The organism is Nocardia sp. SSK8, from assembly GCF_037034205.1.
Classification (GTDB): Bacteria; Actinomycetota; Actinomycetes; order Mycobacteriales; family Mycobacteriaceae; genus Nocardia.
Genome location: NZ_JBAGKD010000001.1, coordinates 465,640 through 487,519, shown reverse-complemented (window position 1 = coordinate 487,519; position 21,880 = coordinate 465,640). Strand labels below are relative to the sequence as shown.

Below are 21,880 nucleotides of genomic sequence, written 5' to 3'. Positions count from 1 at the left end.
CGGAATGCGCACCAGAGTGGCCGTCATGGAACGTACCCCGCTACCGGAGAGTAAACCAGCGTTCGCCCATGAATTTGTGTCGGCGATTTCCCGCCGCGACAGGAGATTCCGCCGTCAAGGGCGGTCTACGGCGTACAGAATTTCGGTTCCGGCTGGTCGGTGCACGGTATGTTGCCGAACTCGATCATGGTGAGCCTGGCCTTACCCCGGGTCAGATAGTCCAGAAACTGAGCGACCAGCGAATCACCGGCGACCGGTCCGTGGGTGTACGCGTATTCCACCCCGGTGAACGGATAGGTCCCCGCGCGTACCGTCTCCGGCGTCGGCGCGACACCGTCGATCGACACCGCCAGCACATCGGCGCCCACCGACGAGGTCTCCAGATAGCCCACCGCGCCGGGTATTTTGGCAACGAACGTAGCCACTTCCTCGGTGACGTCCACCTCGCACTGCGCCCCACCCGGCGCCATCCCGACGCAGCTGGTGTAGCGGAACACCTTCCGGTTCTCCTCGAGCAGCCGGGCCTCGAGCGCCCGGCGGGTCCCGGAGCCCGCGGTGCGGTCGATCAGCACCACCGGCAGGTCGGGTCCGCCGATCTCGTTCCAGTTGCGGACGTTTCCGCGATAGAGGTCGCGGATCTGGCTGGTGCTCAGATCACGCAGGCCGACCCCCGGGTGCACCACCATCGAGAACGAGCCGCGCGCGAGCGGGTGTTCGGTGAGCGCGGCGAACGAGGTGCCCTTGCTGCCGTCGCCGATGGCGAGCATCCCGCTGGTCGGCCCGGCCAGGGTCAGCGCGCGCAGGCCCGGTTCGGTGCCGGTGAAGTCGAAGGTGAAATGGGCTGCGGTGCAGGTCCTCTCGTAGGTGTCGGCGGCCTCGCGGATGGCCGGGGCGAGCGCGGTGGACCCGACGACGGTGAGATCGCCCCCGGCGCAGTCGCGCGGCGGCGGGTCGGGGCGGAGCACGGCCACCAGCAATTGGGTCATCACGACCAGGGCCAGGAATACGCTCAGTCCGAGCAGCGCGGGTTCGCGCCGCGACCCGCTCGAGGTGAGCACGAACCGGCCACCCTCGAGACTGCCGACCTTCTGGATGACCTTGGTGGCATTGCGGTCCAGTGGATCGGGCGCGGGTCCCTCCAGCACGGCCAGCACCTTGTAGTGCTCACCGCGTTCGAGCCGCTCGGCGGGCAGCACGATCTCGGCGTGCCCATCGTCGTCGGTGCCCGCGGCGATGCCGCGCAGCGCGGGGCTCAGCGGCTGCACCGGCGCCCCGGACTGGTCGACCCGCTCGGTGACCTCGACCACGCTCACCCGGTGCTGCGGCAGCGACAGCCGCGGCCTGCCCGAGGTGCCGTAGTCGCGGTCCTCGATGGTGGCGTTGCCGTCGTTCTCAATCCGGATCAGCACCACCGAGCGCGGCGGCGCCGCCGCGGAATTCGGGGTGGGCGCCGCGTTGGGGTCCGCCAGGATCCGGCTGGCCGGGGTGTTCATCTGCACCCGATAGCCCAGCCGCTTGCGCCCGACGAAGACGAACTCGCGCAGGAAGGCGGCGACCGCGACGACCAGACCGATCAGCGACAGGACGATATCGATCGGAAACTCGCCCATCGCCCACCCCACCTCGCACCGGTCCCGCGTATCCGTATGTCTACCAGCCGGATCCGCCCCGAACCGGGCCGACATCGGATGTTCGGCCAGACTTCACCGGCCGGGCGCCGCCGTCCAGGCGAGCAGCTCCCCGACCGGCCAGGTGTCGATCACCCGGGCGGCCTCGACCCCGTGCGCGAGCGCGCGTTCACAGCCGTAGCCCTGCCAGTCCAGCTGCCCGGGGGCGTGCGCGTCGGTGTCGATGCTGAAGTAGCAACCCATCTCCACGGCCAGCTCGATCAGCCGCCCCGGCGGGTCCCGCCGTTCGGGCCTGCTGTTGATCTCGACGGCCGTGCCGAACCGGCGGCAGGCCTCGAAGACGAGTTCGGCGTCGAAACTCGACTCCGGCCGGGTGCCCCGCCCGCCCTCGACGAGGCGGCCCGTGCAGTGCCCGAGGATGTCGACGCGCGGGTTCGCGACGGCGTGGACCATCCGTGTGGTCATGGTGGCGCTGTCGTCGCGCAGGTGCGAGTGCACGCTGGCCACCACGATGTCGAGGCGGTCCAGCAGCTCGGGGTCCTGGTCGAGGGTGCCGTCGTCGAGGATGTCGACCTCGATGCCGGTGAGAACGCGGAACGGCGCCATCCGCTCGTCGAGCTCGGCGACCACGTCGAGCTGGCGGCGCAACCGCTCGGCGGACAGGCCGTTGGCGACCTTCAGCCGGGGTGAATGATCGGTCAGCGCGCAGTATTCGTGCCCGAGCGCGGCGGCCACCGCCATCATCTCCGCGATCGGGCTGCCACCGTCGGACCAGTCCGAATGGGTGTGCAGATCGCCGCGCAGGGCCTTGCGCAGCTCCACCCCGGCCGGGGCGATCGGTTCGGCGGCGGCGCGCAGGTCGGCGAGCGCGTCCGGCACGGCACCGGCTTCGGCCTGTTCGATGACCGCGGCGGTCTTGGGGCCGATCCCGGCCAGGTCGCGCCAGCTGTGGTCGCGGGCGCGGGCGGCGAATTCGGCGGCGGACAGGCCGGACAGCACGTCGGCGGCCCGGCGATAGGCCTTCACCCGGTGCGTCTCGGCGCGCCCGCGTTCGAGCCAGAACGCGATCTCGCGCAGCGCCGCGATCGGACCGGGACTGCCCGCCGCCGTCATCGGCTACCTGATCCGGCCGTACTTCAGGAACGCCACACCGTCGGCGTAGACCCGGCTGGTGATCACCCGGAACCGTTCCGGCGCGGGCAGTTTCGCCCCGCCGCCGAACAGCGGCCTACCGGTGCCCAGCACCACCGGATACAGCTTGAGGAACACCTGGTCGATCTCGGGCAGCAGCGTCTGGGCGAGCTCACCGCCACCGCAGAGCCAGATCCCCAGCCCCGCTTCGCGTTTGAGCGCCCGCACCGCCGCCACCGGATCCGACCCGATCACCTCGACGCCGGGCGCGGGCGATTCGGGCAGCGTCGTCGACACCACGTACTGGCGCAGATGCTCGTACGGGCTGGCCGTGCCGGTCCGCACGCCGAAGTCGTGGGTCTTGCGGCCCATGATCACGGTGTCGAAGTAGACATTGCCCGCCGCGATGCCGCGTGCCTCGCGCACCTTGGTCGGCAGCGTCTCGGGGTATTGGGTGATGATCGAGGGACCGTGGTCGCCGCCGACGGGGAAGAAATCCAGTGTCCCGTCCTCGGCGGCGATGAACCCGTCGATCGTCGATGCCACGAAATAGGTCAGCTTGCGCATAACGTCCTCCTGCACGGACCCGGCCGGTCACGACCCGTCAGTAGAAACGGTAGCGCGCCCGGATCAGCGGCGGCGGGGCTTCCGCTGACACTTGGGGCAGGAAAACGACGATCTGTTCATGAATTGCTCACGCACCAGCAGCGCGCCACACCGATCGCACGGTTCGTTCTCGCGCCCGTACGCGGCCAGTGAGCGGGAGAAATAGCCGGATTCGCCGTTCACATTCACATACAACGCGTCGAAGGAGGTGCCGCCGACGGCCAGCGCTTCGCTCATGACCGCGGTGACGCCGTCGAGCAGGGTGCGCACCACCGGCCGGGTCAGGTCCGCGGCGACGCGGGTGCCGTGCAGCCCGGCCCGCCACAGCGCCTCGTCGGCGTAGATGTTGCCGATCCCCGAGACCACGGTCTGATCCAGCAGCACCCGCTTGATCTCGGTGTTCTTGGCGCGGATCGCGGCGACCACGGCCTCGCGGTCGAACAGCGGGTCCAGCGGGTCGCGGGCGATGTGGGCGACCGCGTCGGGCACCACGGTGCCGTCCACCTCGACGAGCTCGCCGAGCGCCCAGCCGCCGAAGGTGCGCTGGTCGACGAAGCGCAGCTCGGTGCCGTCACCGAGCCCGGCGCGGATGTGGGCGTGCTTCTCGACCGGGGCGCCCGCAGGTCGCACGAGCATCTGCCCGCTCATCCCGAGGTGCACGATCAGGGCAGCGTCGGGCTCGTCGAAGGTGAGCCACAGGTACTTGCCGCGGCGCTGGGCGGCGTCGATGCGCAGCCCGGTGAGCCGGGCCGCCAGATCGGCACCACCCGCGGCATGCCTGCGCACGGCCCGCGGGTGGGTGACGACGATATTCTCGATGGCACGCCCGACGGCGTGTTCGGCCAGACCGCGCCGCACCACCTCGACCTCGGGCAGTTCGGGCACAGGCTCAGGCTTCTTCGGCAGCGGGTTCGTCGGTGAGCGTCTTGTACGCCGCCCCGGCGGCCTTCTGCTCGGCTTCCTTCTTGGAACGGCCGACGCCCTGACCGTACGGACGACCGGCGATCACCGTGGTGGCGGTGAACTCCTTGTTGTGGTCCGGGCCGGTGGAGGTGATCTCGTAGGCGGGCACGCCGAGGCCGCGTTCGGCGGTGAGCTCCTGCAGGCTGGTCTTCCAGTCCAGGCCGGCGCCCATGCGCGGTCCGCGCTCGAGCAGCTCGGCGAACAGGCGCAGCACGACACCACGGGCCACCTCGATGCCGTGCTCGAGGTGCACGGCGCCCAGCAGCGATTCCATGCCGTCGGCGAGGATGCTCGGCTTGTCGCGGCCGCCGGTGAGCTCTTCGCCCTTGCCCAGCAGCAGGTACTGGCCGAGGCCGCCGTCACCGAGCCCGCGCGCCACCTCGGCAAGCGCGTGCATGTTCACCACACTGGCGCGCAGCTTGGCGAGCTCACCCTCGGACTTGTCCGGGTGCTCGGTGTAGAGGCGCTCGGTGATGCTGAGGCCGAGTACCGAGTCGCCGAGGAACTCGAGGCGCTCGTTGGTCGGCAGACCGCCGTTCTCGTACGCGTACGACCGGTGCGTCAGCGCGAGGCGCAGAAGCTCCGGTCGTACGTCGACACCGAGGGCGGTGAGCAGGCTGGCGTGATCGGCCGCGCCTACTGTGTCTTTGCTCGCTGTCACGAATCAGACAGCAGCGGTGACCTGGCGGCCCTTGTAGGTGCCGCACGACGGGCACGCGATGTGCGGGAGGGTCTTCTCACCGCAGGCACGGTTCGGGCAGGTGACCAGGGTCGGCGCGACGGCCTTCCACTGGCTGCGCCGCGACCGGGTGTTGGAACGGGACATCCGGCGCTTGGGAACAGCCACGGCTACTTCTCCTCTGTGTTTTCGCTGACCACATGGGCATCGTTTGCCCCGGGAGCGGGTTGGTCTGGGGTGGTGGAACCCTCGGCGGGGTCGCCGGTGCCGGGCGCGTCCGCGGCGAAATTCGCCAACTTCGCCCAGCGAGGGTCCAGTATCTCATGCCCATGATCGGAACCCGCAATCGCCATCCGCACACCACACTCGGGGCACAGGCCCGCGCAGTCCGGGGTGCACAGCGGCTGCAGCGGGAGCTCCAGCCCGATGGCGTCGAGGATCACCGGCTCGAGGTCGATGAGGTCGTCTTCCATGCGGTAGACCTCATCGTCCTCGGTCGTCTGCTCGGTGGTGCTGTCCGGGTAGGCGAACAGCTCGGTCAGACGAATCTCCACCCGGTCGTCGAACGGTTCGAGGCAGCGCGAACACTCCCCCACCGTCGGCGCGGACGCCGTGCCGGTGACCAGCACGCCCTCCGAGACGGCCTGCAGCTGCAGGTCGAGCTCCACCGCGGCCTCGGCCGGGATGGCGATCAGGTCGAGACCCAGCCGCTCGTGGTCGGTGACAGTGCGACGCAGCTCCCGCATGGTTCCCGGCCTGCGGCCGAGACTGCGGACGTCCAGCACGAAACCCGCGACGGACACAGGGCCGTTGGCCTTGCGTGGACGCGCGGACGAACCGGAACCGGCGGACATCACTGACTCACTAACCGTCGAGGGGATGATGGGCAACCACTCAACAGTACGGCAGGACCCCGGCGGAACCCAAAACGCGCACCGCGCTCAGCGGCGGTGCTCGGTGGCGTATTCCGGGTAGTCCCCGGCGGCGGCGCCGCGCATGCGCTGGCGGCCGCGGGTGATGGTGCGCCGGGTGCTGCCGAGCGTCTCCTCCAGCGCGGCCAGCTTGCCGTCGAGATCGCCCATCCGCTCGTCGACGTAGTCGTCGCATTCGGCGCGGACCCGATCGGCCTCGGCCTGAGCGGTGTCGATCAGCCGGGCCGATTCGGTGTGCGCGGCCCGCACGACCTCGGTCTGCGAGACCAGCCGAGCCTGTTCGGCCTGGCCGTCGGCGACCGAGCGCTCATAGGAGGCCTTGCCGGACTCGATGGCGCGATCGGCGTCGACCTGGGCGCGGCCGGTGAGCTCGTCGTACTCGGCATTGCCGTCGGCGACGATCTGGTCGGCCTCGGCCTGGGCGGTGCTGACCAGCCGGTCGGCGTGCGCGGTGGCCTCGGCGACCATCCGGTCGGCGTGCGCCTTGGCGTCGGCCAGGATGCGGTCGGCCTCGGTGCGGGCCTGTTCGACGGTGGTGCGGGCCTGCTCGTCGGCCGCGGTGACGGTGGCCTCGGCGCCGCTGCGGGCGTCGCCGACGATCTTGTCGCGGTGGTCGAGGACGTCCTGGGCGTCGTCGAGCTCGCCGGGCAGGGCGTCGCGGACATCGTCGAGCAGTTCGAGGACATCACCGCGCGGCACGATGCAGCTGCGGGTCGGCGGGATGCCGCGCGCCTCTTCGACGATGGCGACCAGTTCGTCGAGTGCTTCGAATACGCGATACATGCTCACTACCCTCCTGCGGACTCACGGCGAAACCACAACCGCCGTCGCCCAGTGTGCCCGTCGCGGGCGTCTGTGCCGAATGTCGTCGCGGTGTGTCGCGACAGTGTCCTAGATCGCACGGAGATCAAGTGGAGTGAAGCCCTCCACTTCGGCTACCATCAGTGGGCACGACAACGCTGTCGCCGGGAAGTACCACACGCTGTTCGCTGTTGTTCCTCTCGACGTCTGTTCTTTGTGATCGGAGTCGAAACATGACCGTCCTGGAAACACCGAGGCCCTCGGTGCTGCACGTCGCGGGCATGTTCACCCCCTTCGCCAACCCGCTGCCGCTGGTGGTGGCGCCGGTTCCGGTGCGCCCGCGCGTGGACAAGACCCTGCGCTACCTGCGCGGGGATCGCGCCCTGCCGCAGCTCATCCGCTTCGCGCTGGTCGGCGGGTCCAGCAATATCGCCTACGTGCTGCTGTTCTTCGCCATGGTCGGGGTCGGGCCGCTGATCGCCAATGTCGTCGGTTCGATCGTGAGCACGGTGCTGGCCAACGAGCTGCACCGGCAGCTCACCTTCCACGCCACCGACCGGGTCAGCTGGTTCACCGCGCAGTGGGAGGGCGGCGGGCTGGCCCTGCTCGGCCTCGGCATCACCACCGCGGGCCTGGCCGCCATCGGCGTGTGGGCCCCCGGCCTCGGCGACACCGCCCAGGCCCTGGTGGTCCTCGGCATCACCGCCGCCGTCGGCGGCCTGCGCTTCCTCGCCCTGCGCGGCCTGTTCTGATCCGCCTCTCCGGGAATTCTGGCCAGACCCAGGTGCGTGGCACCTCGCGCAGGCGGCCGGCGGTAACTGGTTGGTCCAGTCAGCCCGTGCCCGGTGAGTTACCCATGTGCTCGCTAAATCAGGCCGTGCGTTCGGCTTCTCGCTGGATCAGGCCGTGCGTTCGGCGATCTTGGCGAGGAGTCGCTTGTGCACGGCCGGGGGCAGCATGTCGCTGACGTCGCCGCCGTAGGTCGCGACCTCCTTGACCAGCGAGCTGGACAGGAAGCTCAGCGTGGGGTTCGTGGCGATGAAGAAGGTGTCGACACCGGCGAGCTTGTGGTTCATCTGCGCCATCTGCAGCTCGTAGCCGAAGTCCCCCGCGTCGCGCAGCCCCTTGACGATGGCCGTCACGCCCTCCTGCTTGGCGAAGTCGACGGTCAGCCCCTGCCAGGACGCCACCCGCACATTGGGCAGGTGCTGAACCGCCTCGCGCAGCAGCTCCATCCGCTCCTCGACCGTGAACATCCCCTGCTTCTTGGGGTTCACATTGACAGTGATGATCACCTCGTCGAACTGCGCGGCCGCGCGCGTGAACACGTCGAGGTGACCGTTGGTGACCGGGTCGAAGGAGCCGGGGCACAGTGCTGCAGCCATGACTCAGACGCTAGCACCGAATTCGGCGAGCTCGATTCTGGTCTCCCCGTACTTGCGGGTCTTCAATGGCGCATAGCCTGCGGGCCAAGCGATTTCGGGTGAGCGGATGGAGCGTTCCACGATCACCAGGGCCTCGGGAGCGAGCCAGCCGTTGGTGGCCAGGGCGGCGAGGTCGGCGGTGACGTCGGTGGTGCTCAGGTCGTAGGGCGGGTCGGCGAAGACCACGTCGTAGGCCTCGGGGGCGGGGTGGGCGAGCACGGTGCCCACGCTGCCCAGGCGCAGTTCGGCGCCGGGCAGGCCGAGGTCGGCGATATTGGCGCGGACCACCGCGGCGGCCTTGCGATCGGCCTCGACCAGCAGCGCGTGCGCGGCGCCGCGCGAGAGTGCCTCCAGGCCGAGCGCGCCCGACCCCGCGTAGAGGTCGAGCACGCGCGTGCCGTCGAGGTCGAGGCGGGCGTCGATGGCGCTGAACAGCGCCTCGCGCACCCGGTCCGAGGTGGGCCGGGTCCCGGCGGGCGGCACCTTCAGGCGCCGCCCGCCGGCCGTTCCTGCGACGATGCGGGTCATTCCGACTCGCGCGCAGCCAGTTCCACCAGCAGGTCGCCGCCCTCGACCTGCTGCACCTTGGCGGTGGCGATGCGGCCGACCACGCCTCCGCGCGGCGCGGTGATGGCGGCTTCCATCTTCATGGCCTCGATGGTGCCGATGGTGTCGCCCGCGTGGATCTCGTCGCCCTCGGCCACGGCCAGGGTGACCACACCGGCGAACGGCGCGGCGATATGGCCGGGGTTGTTCTTGTCGGCCTTCTCCGCGACCGGGACCTCCGAGGCGATCGAGCGGTCCCGCACCGCGATCGGGCGCAACTGCCCGTTCATGATGCACATGACCGTGCGCATGCCCTTCTCGTCCGGTTCGGAGATGGCCTCCAGGCCGATGAGCAGGGTGACGCCCTTCTCCAGCTGGACCCGGTGTTCCTCACCGCGGCGCAGGCCGTAGAAGAACTGGTTCTCCGACAGCCCGGTGGTGTCGCCGTACTTCTCGCGGTGGGTGCGGAATTCGGCGGCCGGGCCGGGGAACAGCAGCCGGTTGAGGGTGTCGCGACGCTCCAGCGAGGAACCGTCGAGACCCTTCTGATCGGCCGGGGTCAGCGGAACCTCGGGCTTGGGCTCGTTGCGCCCCGCGAGGGCCTTGCTGCGGAACGGTTCCGGCCAGCCACCGGCCGGGGTGCCGAGTTCGCCGCGCAGGAAGCCGATCACCGAATCCGGGATGTCGTAACGGCCCGGGTCGGCGGCGAAGTCCTCGATCTCGACCCCGGAACCGACCAGCGCCAGCGCGAGGTCACCGACGACCTTCGATGACGGGGTCACCTTGATCAGGCGACCGAGCAGCCGGTCGGCCGCCGCGTACTTGGCCTCGACCTCCTCGAACCGGTCACCCAGCCCGAGCGCGATGGCCTGCTGACGCAGGTTCGACAGCTGACCACCCGGGATCTCGTGGGTGTACACACGCCCGGTCGGCGCGGGCAGACCCGACTCGAACGGCGCGTACACCTTGCGCAGCGCCTCCCAGTACGGCTCCAGATCGCAGACGTTCTGCAGGTTCAAGCCGGTGTCACGCTCGGTGTGCGCGGTCGCCGCGACAATCGCCGAGAGCGCGGGCTGCGACGTAGTACCCGCCATGGCGGCCGAAGCACCGTCGACCGCGTCCGCCCCCGCCTGCCACGCGGCCAGGTAGGTGGCCAGCTGACCACCCGGGGTGTCATGGGTGTGCACATGCACCGGCAGATCGAAGTTGCTGCGCAGCGCCGTCACCAGTTTCGCCGCCGACGGGGCACGAAGCAGTCCGGCCATGTCCTTGATCGCCAGCACGTGCGCGCCCGCGTCGACGATCTGTTCGGCCAGCTTCAGGTAGTAGTCGAGGGTGTAGAGCTGCTCGTTCGGGTCGAGCAGATCACCGGTGTAACTCAGCGCGACTTCCGCGACGGCGGTCCCGGTTTCGCGCACGGCGTCGATGGCCGGGCGCATCTGGTCGACATTGTTGAGCGCGTCGAAGATCCGGAAGATATCGATCCCGGTGGTCGCCGCCTCGGAGACGAACGCGCGGGTGACCTGCTCCGGGTACGGGGTGTACCCGACGGTGTTGCGCCCGCGCAGCAGCATCTGCAGGCAGATGTTCGGCACGGCCTCGCGCAGCGCGGCGAGGCGCTCCCACGGGTCCTCGTGCAGGAAGCGCAGTGCCACATCGTAAGTCGCACCACCCCACGCCTCGATCGAGAGCAGCTCGGGCGTCAGCCGCGCGACGTGCCCGGCCACACCGAGCAGACCGTTGGTGCGCACGCGGGTCGCCAGCAGCGACTGGTGCGCGTCACGGAAGGTGGTGTCGGTGACGCCGAGTGCCTTCTGCTCGCGCAGCGACCGCGCGAAACCCTCGGGCCCGAGGGTGAGCAGGCGCTGACGCGACCCGTCCGGGGGCGGCAGCGTCATATCCAGGGCGGGCAGCTTGTCGTACGGGTACACCGTGGTCGGGCGCTCGCCGTGCGGCTTGTTGACGGTCACGTCGGCGAGGTAGCTCAGGATCTTGGTGCCACGGTCGGCCGAGGCGCGCGAGGTGAGCAGCTGCGGGCGCTCGTCGATGAACGAGGTGGTGACCCGGCCCGCCTGGAAATCGGGGTCGTCGAGCACCGCGAGCAGGAACGGGATATTGGTCGTCACGCCACGGATGCGGAACTCGGCCAGCGCGCGCTGGGCGCGGGCGGCGGCGGCGGGCAGGTCGCGGCCGCGGCAGGTGAGCTTGACCAGCATGGAGTCGAAGTAGGCGCCGATCTCGGCACCCAGGTTCGCGCCGCCGTCGAGACGGATACCGGCACCGCCGGGCGTGCGGTAGGCGGTGATGCGGCCGGTGTCGGGACGGAAGCCGTTGGCCGGGTCCTCGGTGGTGATCCGGCACTGCAGCGCCGCGCCGCGAATCGACACGGTGTCCTGGCTCAGGCCCAGGTCGGCCAGGGTCTCGCCCGCCGCGATGCGCATCTGGGCCTGCACCAGGTCCACATCGGTGATCTCCTCGGTCACCGTGTGCTCGACCTGGATGCGCGGGTTCATCTCGATGAACACGTGGTTGCCGCGCTCGTCGAGCAGGAACTCCACCGTGCCCGCGCAGCTGTAGCCGATCTGGCGGGCGAAGGCCACCGCGTCGGCGCAGATGCGTTCGCGCAGTGCGGGATCGAGGTTCGGCGCGGGGGCGAGCTCGATCACCTTCTGGTGGCGGCGCTGCACCGAACAGTCGCGCTCGAACAGGTGCATGACATTGCCGTGCTGGTCGGCCAGGATCTGCACCTCGATGTGGCGCGGGTTCACCACGGCCTGCTCGAGGAATACCGTCGGGTCACCGAAGGCCGATTCGGCCTCGCGCGAGGCCGCTTCGATCGACTCGCGCAGCTGCTCGGGCGCGGCGACCCGGCGCATGCCACGGCCACCACCACCGGCCACGGCCTTGACGAAGATCGGGTACTCGAGCTCGGTGGAGGCTGCCAGCAGCGCCTCGATATCGGCCGAGGGCTCACTGGACTTCAGCACCGGCAGGCCCGCGGTCCGCGCGGCCTCGATCGCGGTGGCCTTGTTGCCCGCCATCTCGAGCACCTCGGCCGAGGGGCCGATGAAGGTGATGCCCTCGCGCGCACAGGCCGCGGCCAGATCGGGATTCTCCGACAGGAAGCCGTATCCCGGGTAGATCGCGTCGGCACCGGCCGACTTGGCCGCCTCGACGATCGCCTCGATCGAGAGGTAGGCCCGCACGGGGTGACCTTCCTCACCGATCTGATACGACTCGGCCGCCTTGAGGCGGTGCACGGAGTTGCGATCCTCATACGGGAACACCGCGACCGTTCCGATGCCTAGTTCGTAGGCGGCGCGGAAGGCGCGGATGGCGATCTCGCCGCGATTGGCGACCAAGACTTTCGAGAACATTGGCCTACGGTACCCGGCGCGTGAGCGGGGTTCGGCACGCCAGGTGACTTCGCCATGATCTTCACACCCGATGCCCCCCGACCTGCGAAGTCGCGGTAATCGGGCCGTCACATCTCACCGTGCGGGGCCGGGGCCGGTGCGGTCGGCGGCGGGTCCCCCGACACGCAGGTCAGGCCCCTGTTCCGGACGTCCGGGTGAGCGCGGGGCCGCGACCCCCTATGCTGGTGGGCGCAGCTGGTTCGCCTGCGCGGTGGAAGAGTCGGAGCCCCGACCTCCCGCGCCGGTGTCGAAGCCCGCCGCCGGTTCTCCGGCGCCGGGTGAGAGGGAACCCGGTGAGAATCCGGGACTGTCCCGCAGCGGTATGCAGGAACGACCGCCGTCATCACGCACTGGACCCCGTGTCTGGGAAGCGACGGCCAGTAGGTCGGTCGACACACACGACCGGTGCCCGCGAGTCCGAAGACCTGCCGACTGTGCCGGATACGCCGTATCCGGCGGCCACCGCCTCGTGGATCGGGCGCGCGGACCACCCACAGACCAACACCGACCGTGCCCCGCACGACCGGTCGACAGTCCGGCGGTTGGCGTCTGCCCGCATGGTGAGGGCCGTCCGTACCGCACTGGAGAAACTTCCGTGACTGTTTCGCACACTCCTTTCACCGCAACGGTTCTCGGTCTGCCCCGGGTGGGCCCGAACCGGGAACTCAAGCGCGCGACCGAGGCCTACTGGGCGAGCCGCGCCGACGCGGGCCACCTGCACACCGTCGGCCGGGAGCTGCGCCGCGCCCAGCTGCTCGCGCTCCGCGAGGCGGGCCTGGACTCGGTGCCGGTGGGCACCTTCTCCTACTACGACCAGGTGCTCGACACCGCCGTCCTGCTCGGCGCCCTGCCGCCGCGGGTGGCCGGGATCGAGGACCCGCTGGACCGCTACTTCGCGGCCGCGCGCGGCACCGACACCGTCGCCCCGCTCGAGATGACCAAGTGGTTCGACACCAACTACCACTACCTGGTCCCCGAGATCGACGCCGCGACCGTCTTCTCGCTCAACCCCGAGAAGCTGCTCGCCGAGCTGGCCGAGGCGATCGAGCTGGACGTCCCCGCCCGCCCGGTGGTGGTCGGCCCGATCACCTTCCTGAAGCTGGCCAAGACCGCCGACGGCGCGGCCCTGGACCGGTTGCCCGAGCTGGTCGCCCGCTACAGCGACCTGCTGACCCAGCTCGCCGACGCGGGCGCGCAGTGGGTGCAGATCGACGAGCCGGTGCTGGTCACCGACCTCACCGACGCCGAGGTCGCCCTCGTGCGCGACACCTACACGAAGCTCGCGGCGGTGCCGCAGCGCCCGGCGATCCTGGTCGCCACCTACTTCGGGCACCCCGACGCCGCCCTGGGCGCGCTGGCCGCCACCGACATCGAGGGCGTGGCCGTCGACTTCACCGCGGGCACCCGGGTGGCCGATCTCGCCGCGCTGCCCGCGCTGGCGAACAAGCTGGTCGTGGCGGGCGTCGTCGACGGCCGCAATATCTGGCGCACCGATCTCGACGCCGCGCTGAGCACCCTGGGCACCCTGCTGGGCAGCGCGGGCTCGGTGGCCGTGTCCAGCTCGTCCTCGCTGCTGCACGTGCCGTACTCGCTGACCCCCGAGACCGGCCTGGACGAGCGGCTGCGCTCGTGGCTGGCCTTCGGCGCCGAGAAGGTCGCCGAGGTGCGGGTGCTGGCGACCGCGCTCACCACCGGCACCGACGCCGTGGCCGCCGAACTGGCCGCCGCGCGCGACGCCGCCGAGTCGCGGCGCACCGATCCGCGCCTGCACGTCGAGCAGGTTCGGGCCCGCCTCGCCGCCCTCGACGAGGCCGACCTGACCCGTCTGCCCGCCGACGAGCGCCGCGCCCTGCAGCGCGAGCACCTCGATCTGCCGCTGCTGCCGACCACCACCATCGGCTCCTACCCGCAGACCTCGGCCATCCGCCTGGCCCGGGCGGCGCTGCGCAAGGGTGAGATCGACGAGGCCGAATACGTGCGCCGGATGCGGGCCGAGATCGCCGACGTGATCACCCTGCAGGAGAAGCTGGGCCTGGACGTGCTGGTGCACGGCGAGCCCGAGCGCAACGACATGGTGCAGTACTTCGCCGAGCTCCTCGATGGTTTCGCCGCCACCGAGAACGGCTGGGTGCAGTCCTACGGCACCCGCTGCGTGCGCCCGCCGATCCTGTTCGGTGACGTCTCCCGGCCCGAGCCGATGACCCTGTCGTGGATCGGCTACGCCCAGTCGCTGACCACCAAGCCGGTCAAGGGCATGCTCACCGGCCCGGTCACCATTCTGGCCTGGTCGTTCGTGCGCGACGACCAGCCGCTGGGCGAATCGGCCCGCCAGGTCGCCCTCGCCATCCGCGACGAGACGGTGGACCTGGAGGCGCAGGGCACCCGGGTCATCCAGGTCGACGAGCCCGCCCTGCGCGAGCTGCTGCCGCTGCGCGCGGCCGACCAGCCCGCCTACCTGCGGTGGTCGGTGGACTCGTTCCGCCTCTCGACCGCCGGTGTCGCCGACACCACCCAGGTGCACACCCACCTGTGCTACTCGGAATTCGGCGAGGTCATCTCGGCCATCGCGGGCCTGGACGCCGATGTCACCTCGATCGAGGCGGCGCGGTCGCACATGGAGGTCCTCGACGATCTGAACGCGGCGGGCTTCGCGCTCGGTGTCGGTCCGGGCGTCTACGACATCCACTCCCCGCGCGTGCCCTCGGTGGAGGAGATCACCACCTCGCTGGCCGCGGCGCTCAAAGCCGTGCCCGCCGAGCGCCTTTGGGTGAACCCGGACTGCGGTCTCAAGACCCGCGGCCCGGTCGAGGTCGAGGCCTCGCTGCGCAACCTGGTGACCGCGGCCACCGCTCTGCGGTAAACGGGTGAATCCCTGGTAAATCGCTGTCCCGGGCGGGTATTCCCACCCGGGACAGCGCGTCCGGCCGCAGGGCGTTTCGGTCTTCATGAGGGGGAGATCGAAGCGTCCCGCGGCCCTTCGCACGTTACGCACGGGTAGTAACAGATAAAATCCCTTGCTGGACTGGACATCTCCCGAGGTAATCGCCACTTTCAGCAAACGTTGCGAACCCTGAGAGTTAGGATCTTCGGCGTGCGGAAGATGTACGCGGGGGCCAGGCTACGACGGCTGCGCGAAGAACGGCGGATGACCCAGGCCGCGCTGGCGAAATCGCTGGATCTGTCACCCAGCTATCTCAACCAGCTCGAGCGCGATCAGCGCCCGCTCACCATTCCCGTTCTGCTGAAACTGAACTCGACCTTCGACCTGGACGTCCAGTTCTTCGCCGCCGACTCCGACGCGCGCCTGGTCTCGGATCTGCACGAGGTCCTCGTCGAAGCGGCGGGCGGCGGCGATACCGCGCCGATCACCGAGGTCGAGGAACTGGCGACGCGACTGCCGGAGGTGGCGCGCATCGTCATCGCCATGCACCGGCGGCTGCGCGCGGCCACCGATCAGCTCGACCTGCTGTCCTCGCGGGTGGACACTCCCAGCGGCGCCCCGGGCACCCCGATGCCCTACGAGGACGTGCGCGACTTCTTCTACGACCACCGCAATCACATCGCCACCCTCGATCACGCCGCCGAGCAGCTGTTCGAGGAATCCGGGCTCAGCATCGGCTCGCTGGACCGTCAGCTGGCCCGCATCGCCGAGGAACGCGCCGGGGTGACGGTGCTGGTCCGCGGTGACGGCGCCGACCCGACCATCCCGAAACGGCACTACGAGCCCGACACCCGCACGCTCACCCTGGCCCGCAGGCTGCGGCCGGGCCAGCGCGCCTTCCAGATCGCCTCCACCCTGGGCCTGCTGCTCTACGGCCGCGAAATCGACAATGTCCTGGCCGAATCCCGGGCGCTCACCGGCGAATCGCGCACCCTGGCCCGGGTCGGACTGGCCAACTACTTCGCCGGGGCGCTGATCCTGCCCTACGGCCGGTTCCTGCGCTCGGCCGAGGAACTGCGCTACGACGTCGACCTGCTGGCCCTGCGGTTCGAGGTGGGTTTCGAGACGGTCTGCCACCGGCTGAGCACCCTGCAGCGGCAGGGTCAGCGCGGGGTGCCGTTCTTCCTGGTGCGCACCGACCGGGCGGGCAATATCTCGAAACGCCAGTCCGCCACCGCCTTCCACTTCTCCCGGGTCGGCGGCAGCTGCCCGCTGTGGGTCACCCACGAGGCGTTCGCGCATCCCGGGCGCATCCTCACCCAGATCGCGGAGATGCCCGACGGGCGCCGCTACCTGTGGATCGCGCGCACCACCCCGCCCGCGCCACAGGGTTTCGGTGGCGCGTCGAAGAACTTCGTCATCGCGCTGGGCTGCGATATCGAATACGCCGACCGGCTGGTGTATTCGCAGGGCATCCAGCTCGACGACCCGCAGGTGGCCGTGCCGATCGGCGCGGGCTGCAAGGTGTGCGAGCGGCCGTCCTGCCCGCAGCGGGCCTTCCCGCAGATCGGCCGCGCGCTCGCGGTGGCCGAACACACCAGCACCGACCTGCCCTATCCGCGCCTGCCGCGCTGACGGTCAGGACTTCGCCAGGTATTCGATGCGCTCACCGTCCACGGCGGCGTGCATCATCCCCGCCAGACCCGGGTGTTTCACCAGCCCGGGGTCCTCGGCGACCACCTGCCGGGCCAGGTCCTGGGCGGCGGTGATCACCTCGAGATCGTCGAGCAGCGAGAGCAGCCGCAGCGAGCGGGCCGTGCCGGACTGGGCCGAGCCGAGCACATCGCCCTCGCGGCGCTGACGCAGATCCAGCACCGACAGCTCGAAACCGTCGGTGGTCGCGGCGACCGCCTCCAGCCGGGCCATGGCCGTACCGCCGGGGGCGGCATCGGTGATCAGCAGGCACAGGCCGGGATGCTTGCCGCGCCCGATCCGGCCGCGCAGCTGATGCAGCTGGCTCACACCGAACCGGTCGGCGTCGACGATCACCATGACCGTCGCGTTGGGCACGTCGACACCCACCTCGACCACCGTGGTGCACACCAGCACGTCGATCGCGCCGTCGTTGAACTGGCGCATGACGTGGTCTTTCTCGTCGGACGGCAGCCGTCCGTGCAGCAGCCCGACCCGCACCCCCGCCAGCGGGCCCGCGCTCAGCGTCTCGTACATGTCCACCGCGGCCTGGGTGGTGGGGCCCTCCTTCTCCTCGGCCTTCTTGTCGGCCTTCTTGCCCTTGGCGGGCGGCACGTCGGGGTCCTCGCCGATGCGCGAGCACACCACATACGCCTGGCGGCCCTGCCCGACCTCCTCCAGAATGCGTTCCCAGGCGCGGTCGACCCAGCCCGGATGTAGTTTGCGCGCCACGACTTTGGAGGTGATCGGGGAACGTCCCCGGGGCAGCTGGGTGAGGGTGGAGGTCTCCAGGTCGCCGAGGGTGGTCATGGCGATGGTGCGCGGGATCGGCGTGGCGGTCATCACCAGCAGGTGCGGGCTGATGCCGTTCTTGGCCTTGGCGCGCAACGCGTCTCGCTGTTCGACACCGAAGCGATGCTGTTCGTCGACCACCACCAGGCCCAGGTCGAAGAACTCGACCGCGTCCTGGATGAGGGCGTGCGTGCCGATGACCAGGCCCGCCTCGCCGGTCACGGCATCCAGCAGCGCGGCCTTGCGGGCCGAGGCCGACATGGAACCGGTGAGCAGCACCACCTTCGTCGCGTGCTCGGCGGCACCCAGCTCCCCGGCCGTGCCGAGGTCACCGAGCATGGCCCGCAGCGACCGATAGTGCTGGGCGGCCAGCACTTCCGTGGGCGCGAGCAGCGCGCACTGCCGCCCGGCATCGACCACCTGCAGCATGGCGTGCAGGGCGACGATGGTCTTGCCCGAGCCCACCTCGCCCTGGAGCAGGCGATGCATCGGGCGGGTGCGCGACAGGTCGGCGCCGATCTCGTCGATCACCTGCCGCTGTCCCTCGGTGAGCTCGAAGGGCAGGCGTTCGTCGAAAGCGGCGGCGATACCGTCGGCGCGCGGCGGGCAGGCGGGGGCGGTGCGGCCCTCGACCTCGTGGCGGCGTTCGGCCAGCACCAGTTGCAAGGCCAGCGCCTCGTCGAAACGCAGCCGGTCCCTGGCTCTTTCGATATCGAGCTTGTGTTCGGGCAGGTGGATCAGGCGCAGCGCGTCGGAGACCTCGAGCAGGTTGCGTTCCGCGCGCAGGCCGTCGGGCAGCGGGTCCTCGATCGGGTCGAGCTGGTCGAGGACCTGGCGGATACAGGCCAGCAGATCCCAGCTCTGCACCTTGGCCGTCGCCGGATACACCGGCACGAACTCCCGCTCGAAGAACGAGGCGTCCACTCCCCCAGCACCTCTGGCGCTCTGGGCCAGCCCGCGCAGGGCACCGCTGCCGCGCACCGAGGTGAGCTCTGCCACGCCCGCCTCGGCCTTGTCGGGCAGGATCAGATAGTCCGGGTGCGAGAGGTTCCAGCGGTCGGGGCGCCACCAGTGCACGGTGCCCGACATCATCGCCCGCACACCCTCTTTCACCAGATAGCGCACCTTGTCGCCGTTGAAGAAGGTGGCCTCCACCGGCCGCGGCGCCCCGGTGTCGAGCTGGACCTTCAACAGCGAGCCGCGCCGGTTCTTCATCGGGCGCAGTTCGGTTTTGGTGATCCGGCCGATCACGGTGATGTGCGCGGCCTCCTCCGGCTCCTCCTCGGTGAGCGGCTGGCCCTGGGTGGCGTAGCGCGCCGGGTAGTGGCGCAGCAGGTCTTCGACGGTGGTCATGTCGAAGGCCTCGGTCAGCCGCTCGGCCGCCTTGACGCCCAGCACATGATCGAGCCGGTCACTCAGTGTCGCCATCGTCTACTCGACCCCAATCTGCACCAGATCCGCTTGCTGCCCACCGGAATACACCACCACCTCGACACCGGGGAACCCGGCCGTCACATGGTCGGTGAGCACCCGCGCCAGCTCCGGGCCCGCATCGGCGCCCATCAGCAGTGTCACCAATTCGCCGCCGAGACCGAGCATCCGGTCCAGCAGAATCCGTCCGGCCCCGACCACATCCGGGTCGATCACCACCACATCCTGACCCACCAGGCCCAGCCCGTCACCGGGCGAACAGGTGCCCACCATGGTCAGCGCCCGCACCCGCGCCGCCCGCAACGCGCCCCACCGGGTGGTCGCGGCGGCCTCGGACATGGCGAAGGCGTCGTCGACCGCGATCCGGCCCCGATCATGCACCGCCAGCGCGGCCAGCCCCTGCACCATCGAGGCGCTCGGCAGCAGCAGCACATCGCGCGAACCGTCACGCGCGGCGACACCGACGGCGACCAGCTCCTGCGCGGGCAGCGCTCCGTTGGGCAGCACCAGCACTTCGCGATGCGGCATGGCGCGGATCGCGCGCAGGAGAGCGTTGGTGTCGAACTGGCGATCGCCGCGCAAGACCACGGCACCGGCATCGGCGAACAGGCGGGCCGCGTCGTCACCGGAGACCACGGCGAGGATGCCGCGATCGGCGTCGTCGGTGCCTGCCTGCGGCCCGGGCGCCGGGTGCGTTCGATCGGGCGAGTGAGCGGTGCTGCCCGCGGCTGCGCGGGATCGACCTGCGATATCCGGCGAGACGGCGGCGTCGCGGTACGCGGCCCGATCCGCGTTGCCGAGCTCCCCAGCGTGCCCGCCCGACACCACGGCGGCGCGCGGGTGCCCGCCCGGAACGCCGGTGTCCGGCGGGTGCCCGCCCGCCGCGGTGACCGCACGGTCGGCACCCGGCATGCTCAGTATTTCCTCGTGATGCCCGCCGTGCGGCGCCGTCACCGCGAAGCTCTCGATCCGCACCCCGGACAGCGAGCCCACCGCCAGCCCCGCCTCGATCGCCGCCCCCGCGTCCCGGCAGTGCACATGCGCCGACCAAGTCCCCTCACCGTCCCCGACCACCACCACCGAGTCCCCCAGCACCGCCAGCCGATCCCGCAACGCCAACGCCGCGTCCTCATCGGTCCCCGAGATCAGGTACATGACCTCGAAATGCGGATCCGGCGCCCGCTCCGGCAGGCTTCGCGGACCGATGGGTTCCGAATCCACGCCGATACCGGTCATACGCTCCGCAGTGGCGGTCACAGCGTCGGTCGCAGGGTCGACAATGCCGGTCGCGCGGTTCACGGCACCGATTGCGTCGTCGGCGGCGCCGCCCGGTGCGTCGTCCGCGAAGCGGACCGGTGGCGGGGCGCCGATGTCCGCCCGTTGCCGGGCATAGCTGCCTCGGGCCACCACCCGGCCGCACACCTCGGTGACCAGGCAGTCCAGCAGCACCAACAGCCCGCGGGCGCCCGCGTCGACCACGCCCGCCGCCCGCAGGACACCCAGCTGGGCCGGTGTCTCGTTCAGTGCGCGAGCGGCGCCGTCGGCGGCGGCCTCCGCCACGGTGACGAGCGATGAGTCGTCGGCGGTGTCGGCGGCCACGGCGGCCCGATCGAGCACCGTGAGAATCGTCCCCTCCACCGGCGCGCTGAGCCCGGTCCGCACCAGCATCGCCGCCCGCCGCAGCGCCACCCGCAATCGCGGCCCGGTCAACGGCCCGTCGACCACGGCGTCGGCGATCCCCCGCAGCACCTGCGACAGGATGATCCCGGAGTTCCCCCGCGCCCCACTCGTCGCACCCCGCGCGAGCGCCCGCGCGATCCGATGCGCCGACGGCCCCGCCACCACACCACTCGGTCCGGCAGCCCCATCGGCCTGTCCGCCACCACTCCCCGCCCGCTGCCCAGCCTCGGCACCAGCCCGAGCAGCACCGCCAGCAGCCGGTACACCACGTCCCGCCCGCTGCCGAGCATCGGCACCAGCCCCAGTACCACCGCTGTCGGCCGGTACGCCACCACTTCCTGCCTGCTGCCCGGCATCGACACCGACCCGAGAAGCACCGCCGTCGGCCGATGTCACGTCGGTCGGCCCCTCGACAGCGTCGCTCGCGTCGGCCTGGAAGGCCCGAAGGGCCGCTGACCGTTCGACCGCATCGGGCTCCGCGACGGACGTTGCCTGCTCGGTGGCGGGCGGGACCAGCGGGGTGTCGGTGGCGGACTGTTCGGCGGCGGTGACGGCCGCGCGCATGGTGGCGAGCAGGTTGGTGCCGGTGTCGGAGTCGGCGATGGGGAAGACGTTGAGCGCGTCGATCTCGGCGCGGCGTAGTTCCAGGTCGGTGCGGCAGGCTCGGGCCCAGGTCAGTAGCGAAGCGCCGTCGAGGGCCTCCCGCACGTGCGACACCGTCACCTCTCTCCCCGTTTCCGGCGCCCGCGCGCCGAGCATCGCACGCCAGGTTAGCGCCAGCCGCCGACAGCGGTATGCTCGCCGCGGACGGGCCCGTCATCCGGGCCGAGCCCGGCGTGTCGACCGGGACACCCGGTTTGGAAGTTCACGGCCCGGCCAGCTACCCTTGCAGGGTTGCCTCGTGCGGCCCTTCCGGGTCTGCGCTGGCCGACGCGAGTCGGCAAGGCATTTGACGACATCAGTTTCCGGTACAGCGGGCATCCGTGCGCGCTGACCGCTTATGACATGAAGGAGCTCGCGACATGGCTGCCGTTTGCGACGTCTGCGCCAAGGGCCCCGGTTTCGGGAAGTCGGTCTCGCACTCGCACCGGCGCACCAACCGTCGCTGGAACCCGAACATCCAGACCGTGCGTGCGCAGGTTGCCCCTGGCAACACCCGCCGGATGAACGTGTGCACCTCCTGCCTGAAGGCGGGCAAGGTCGTCCGCGGCTGATTTCCAGCCCGTACATTCTGCCGACACCACCCCGGCGCCCCTCGTGGGCGATCCGGGGTTTTGT

General features: G+C 70.5%; 17 protein-coding genes and 1 riboswitch. Of the genes, 4 read left to right on the top strand and 13 right to left on the bottom strand.

The window, feature by feature from the left end:
- Positions 1-125: 125 nt before the first annotated feature.
- The 8 genes from WA675_RS02205 to WA675_RS02170 form a co-directional block, all read right to left on the bottom strand.
- Positions 126-1,610 carry a PstS family phosphate ABC transporter substrate-binding protein gene (locus WA675_RS02205; RefSeq protein ID WP_336081437.1) on the bottom strand — a complete coding sequence of 495 codons (1,485 nt, stop codon included), beginning with the start codon at positions 1,608-1,610 and terminating at the stop codon, positions 126-128.
- Positions 1,611-1,703: 93 nt separating this feature from the next.
- Entirely contained in the window at positions 1,704-2,741 is a 1,038-nt protein-coding gene (locus WA675_RS02200) for a PHP domain-containing protein (protein ID WP_336081436.1), read from the bottom strand.
- Positions 2,742-2,744: 3 nt separating this feature from the next.
- The gene (locus WA675_RS02195) at positions 2,745-3,326 is read right to left on the bottom strand and encodes a dihydrofolate reductase family protein (protein WP_336081435.1); all 582 of its coding nucleotides are present in this window, start codon (positions 3,324-3,326) and stop codon (positions 2,745-2,747) included.
- Between the two features lie 63 nt (positions 3,327-3,389).
- Positions 3,390-4,250: a bifunctional DNA-formamidopyrimidine glycosylase/DNA-(apurinic or apyrimidinic site) lyase gene (gene mutM, locus WA675_RS02190; protein WP_336081434.1), complete on the bottom strand. Its 861-nt coding sequence runs from the start codon at positions 4,248-4,250 to the stop codon at positions 3,390-3,392.
- 4 nt (positions 4,251-4,254) lie between these two features.
- Entirely contained in the window at positions 4,255-4,989 is a 735-nt protein-coding gene (gene rnc, locus WA675_RS02185; RefSeq protein ID WP_336081432.1) for a ribonuclease III, read from the bottom strand.
- A gap of 3 nt (positions 4,990-4,992) precedes the next feature.
- Positions 4,993-5,175 (bottom strand): 50S ribosomal protein L32, encoded by a 183-nt coding sequence (rpmF, locus tag WA675_RS02180; protein WP_022565580.1) that lies wholly within the window; start codon positions 5,173-5,175, stop codon positions 4,993-4,995.
- 2 nt (positions 5,176-5,177) lie between these two features.
- Positions 5,178-5,861, bottom strand: coding sequence for a YceD family protein (locus tag WA675_RS02175; RefSeq protein WP_336081429.1), 684 nt, complete (start codon positions 5,859-5,861; stop codon positions 5,178-5,180).
- 87 nt (positions 5,862-5,948) lie between these two features.
- Positions 5,949-6,722, bottom strand: a complete 774-nt coding sequence (locus tag WA675_RS02170; RefSeq protein WP_336081427.1) for a DivIVA domain-containing protein — start codon at positions 6,720-6,722, stop codon at positions 5,949-5,951.
- 251 nt (positions 6,723-6,973) lie between these two features.
- On the opposite strand from WA675_RS02170, the gene WA675_RS02165 reads away from it, so the two are divergent.
- Complete coding sequence (locus WA675_RS02165; RefSeq protein ID WP_336081425.1) at positions 6,974-7,492, top strand: GtrA family protein; 519 nt, start codon at positions 6,974-6,976, stop codon at positions 7,490-7,492.
- A 147-nt stretch (positions 7,493-7,639) separates the two neighbouring features.
- Here WA675_RS02165 and coaD read toward each other — a convergent pair whose 3' ends face one another.
- From coaD to WA675_RS02150, 3 genes are read right to left on the bottom strand one after another with little or no spacing between them, the layout of a single operon-like run.
- On the bottom strand, positions 7,640-8,125 hold the full coding sequence (gene coaD, locus WA675_RS02160; protein WP_336081424.1) for a pantetheine-phosphate adenylyltransferase: 486 nt from the start codon (positions 8,123-8,125) through the stop codon (positions 7,640-7,642).
- A gap of 3 nt (positions 8,126-8,128) precedes the next feature.
- On the bottom strand, positions 8,129-8,692 hold the full coding sequence (rsmD, locus tag WA675_RS02155; RefSeq protein ID WP_336081422.1) for a 16S rRNA (guanine(966)-N(2))-methyltransferase RsmD: 564 nt from the start codon (positions 8,690-8,692) through the stop codon (positions 8,129-8,131).
- The gene (locus tag WA675_RS02150; RefSeq protein ID WP_336081421.1) at positions 8,689-12,087 is read right to left on the bottom strand and encodes a pyruvate carboxylase; all 3,399 of its coding nucleotides are present in this window, start codon (positions 12,085-12,087) and stop codon (positions 8,689-8,691) included. The genes rsmD and WA675_RS02150 overlap by 4 nt, the downstream gene beginning before the upstream one ends.
- Before the next feature lie 283 nt (positions 12,088-12,370).
- A riboswitch (cobalamin riboswitch) is annotated at positions 12,371-12,573 on the top strand.
- 148 nt (positions 12,574-12,721) lie between these two features.
- Here WA675_RS02150 and metE point away from each other — a divergent pair.
- Both metE and WA675_RS02140 read left to right on the top strand, forming a co-directional pair.
- Positions 12,722-14,986, top strand: coding sequence for a 5-methyltetrahydropteroyltriglutamate--homocysteine S-methyltransferase (gene metE / locus WA675_RS02145; protein ID WP_336081419.1), 2,265 nt, complete (start codon positions 12,722-12,724; stop codon positions 14,984-14,986).
- 231 nt (positions 14,987-15,217) lie between these two features.
- Positions 15,218-16,642, top strand: a complete 1,425-nt coding sequence (locus WA675_RS02140; protein WP_336081417.1) for a short-chain fatty acyl-CoA regulator family protein — start codon at positions 15,218-15,220, stop codon at positions 16,640-16,642.
- 3 nt (positions 16,643-16,645) lie between these two features.
- Here WA675_RS02140 and recG read toward each other — a convergent pair whose 3' ends face one another.
- On the bottom strand, positions 16,646-18,919 hold the full coding sequence (gene recG, locus WA675_RS02135) for an ATP-dependent DNA helicase RecG (RefSeq protein ID WP_336081414.1): 2,274 nt from the start codon (positions 18,917-18,919) through the stop codon (positions 16,646-16,648).
- A 3-nt stretch (positions 18,920-18,922) separates the two neighbouring features.
- Entirely contained in the window at positions 18,923-20,767 is a 1,845-nt protein-coding gene (locus tag WA675_RS02130; RefSeq protein ID WP_442945551.1) for a DAK2 domain-containing protein, read from the bottom strand.
- 857 nt (positions 20,768-21,624) lie between these two features.
- Between WA675_RS02130 and rpmB the strand changes: the two genes are divergently transcribed.
- Positions 21,625-21,816, top strand: a complete 192-nt coding sequence (gene rpmB, locus WA675_RS02125; RefSeq protein ID WP_011210730.1) for a 50S ribosomal protein L28 — start codon at positions 21,625-21,627, stop codon at positions 21,814-21,816.
- The last annotated feature ends 64 nt before the right edge of the window (positions 21,817-21,880 follow it).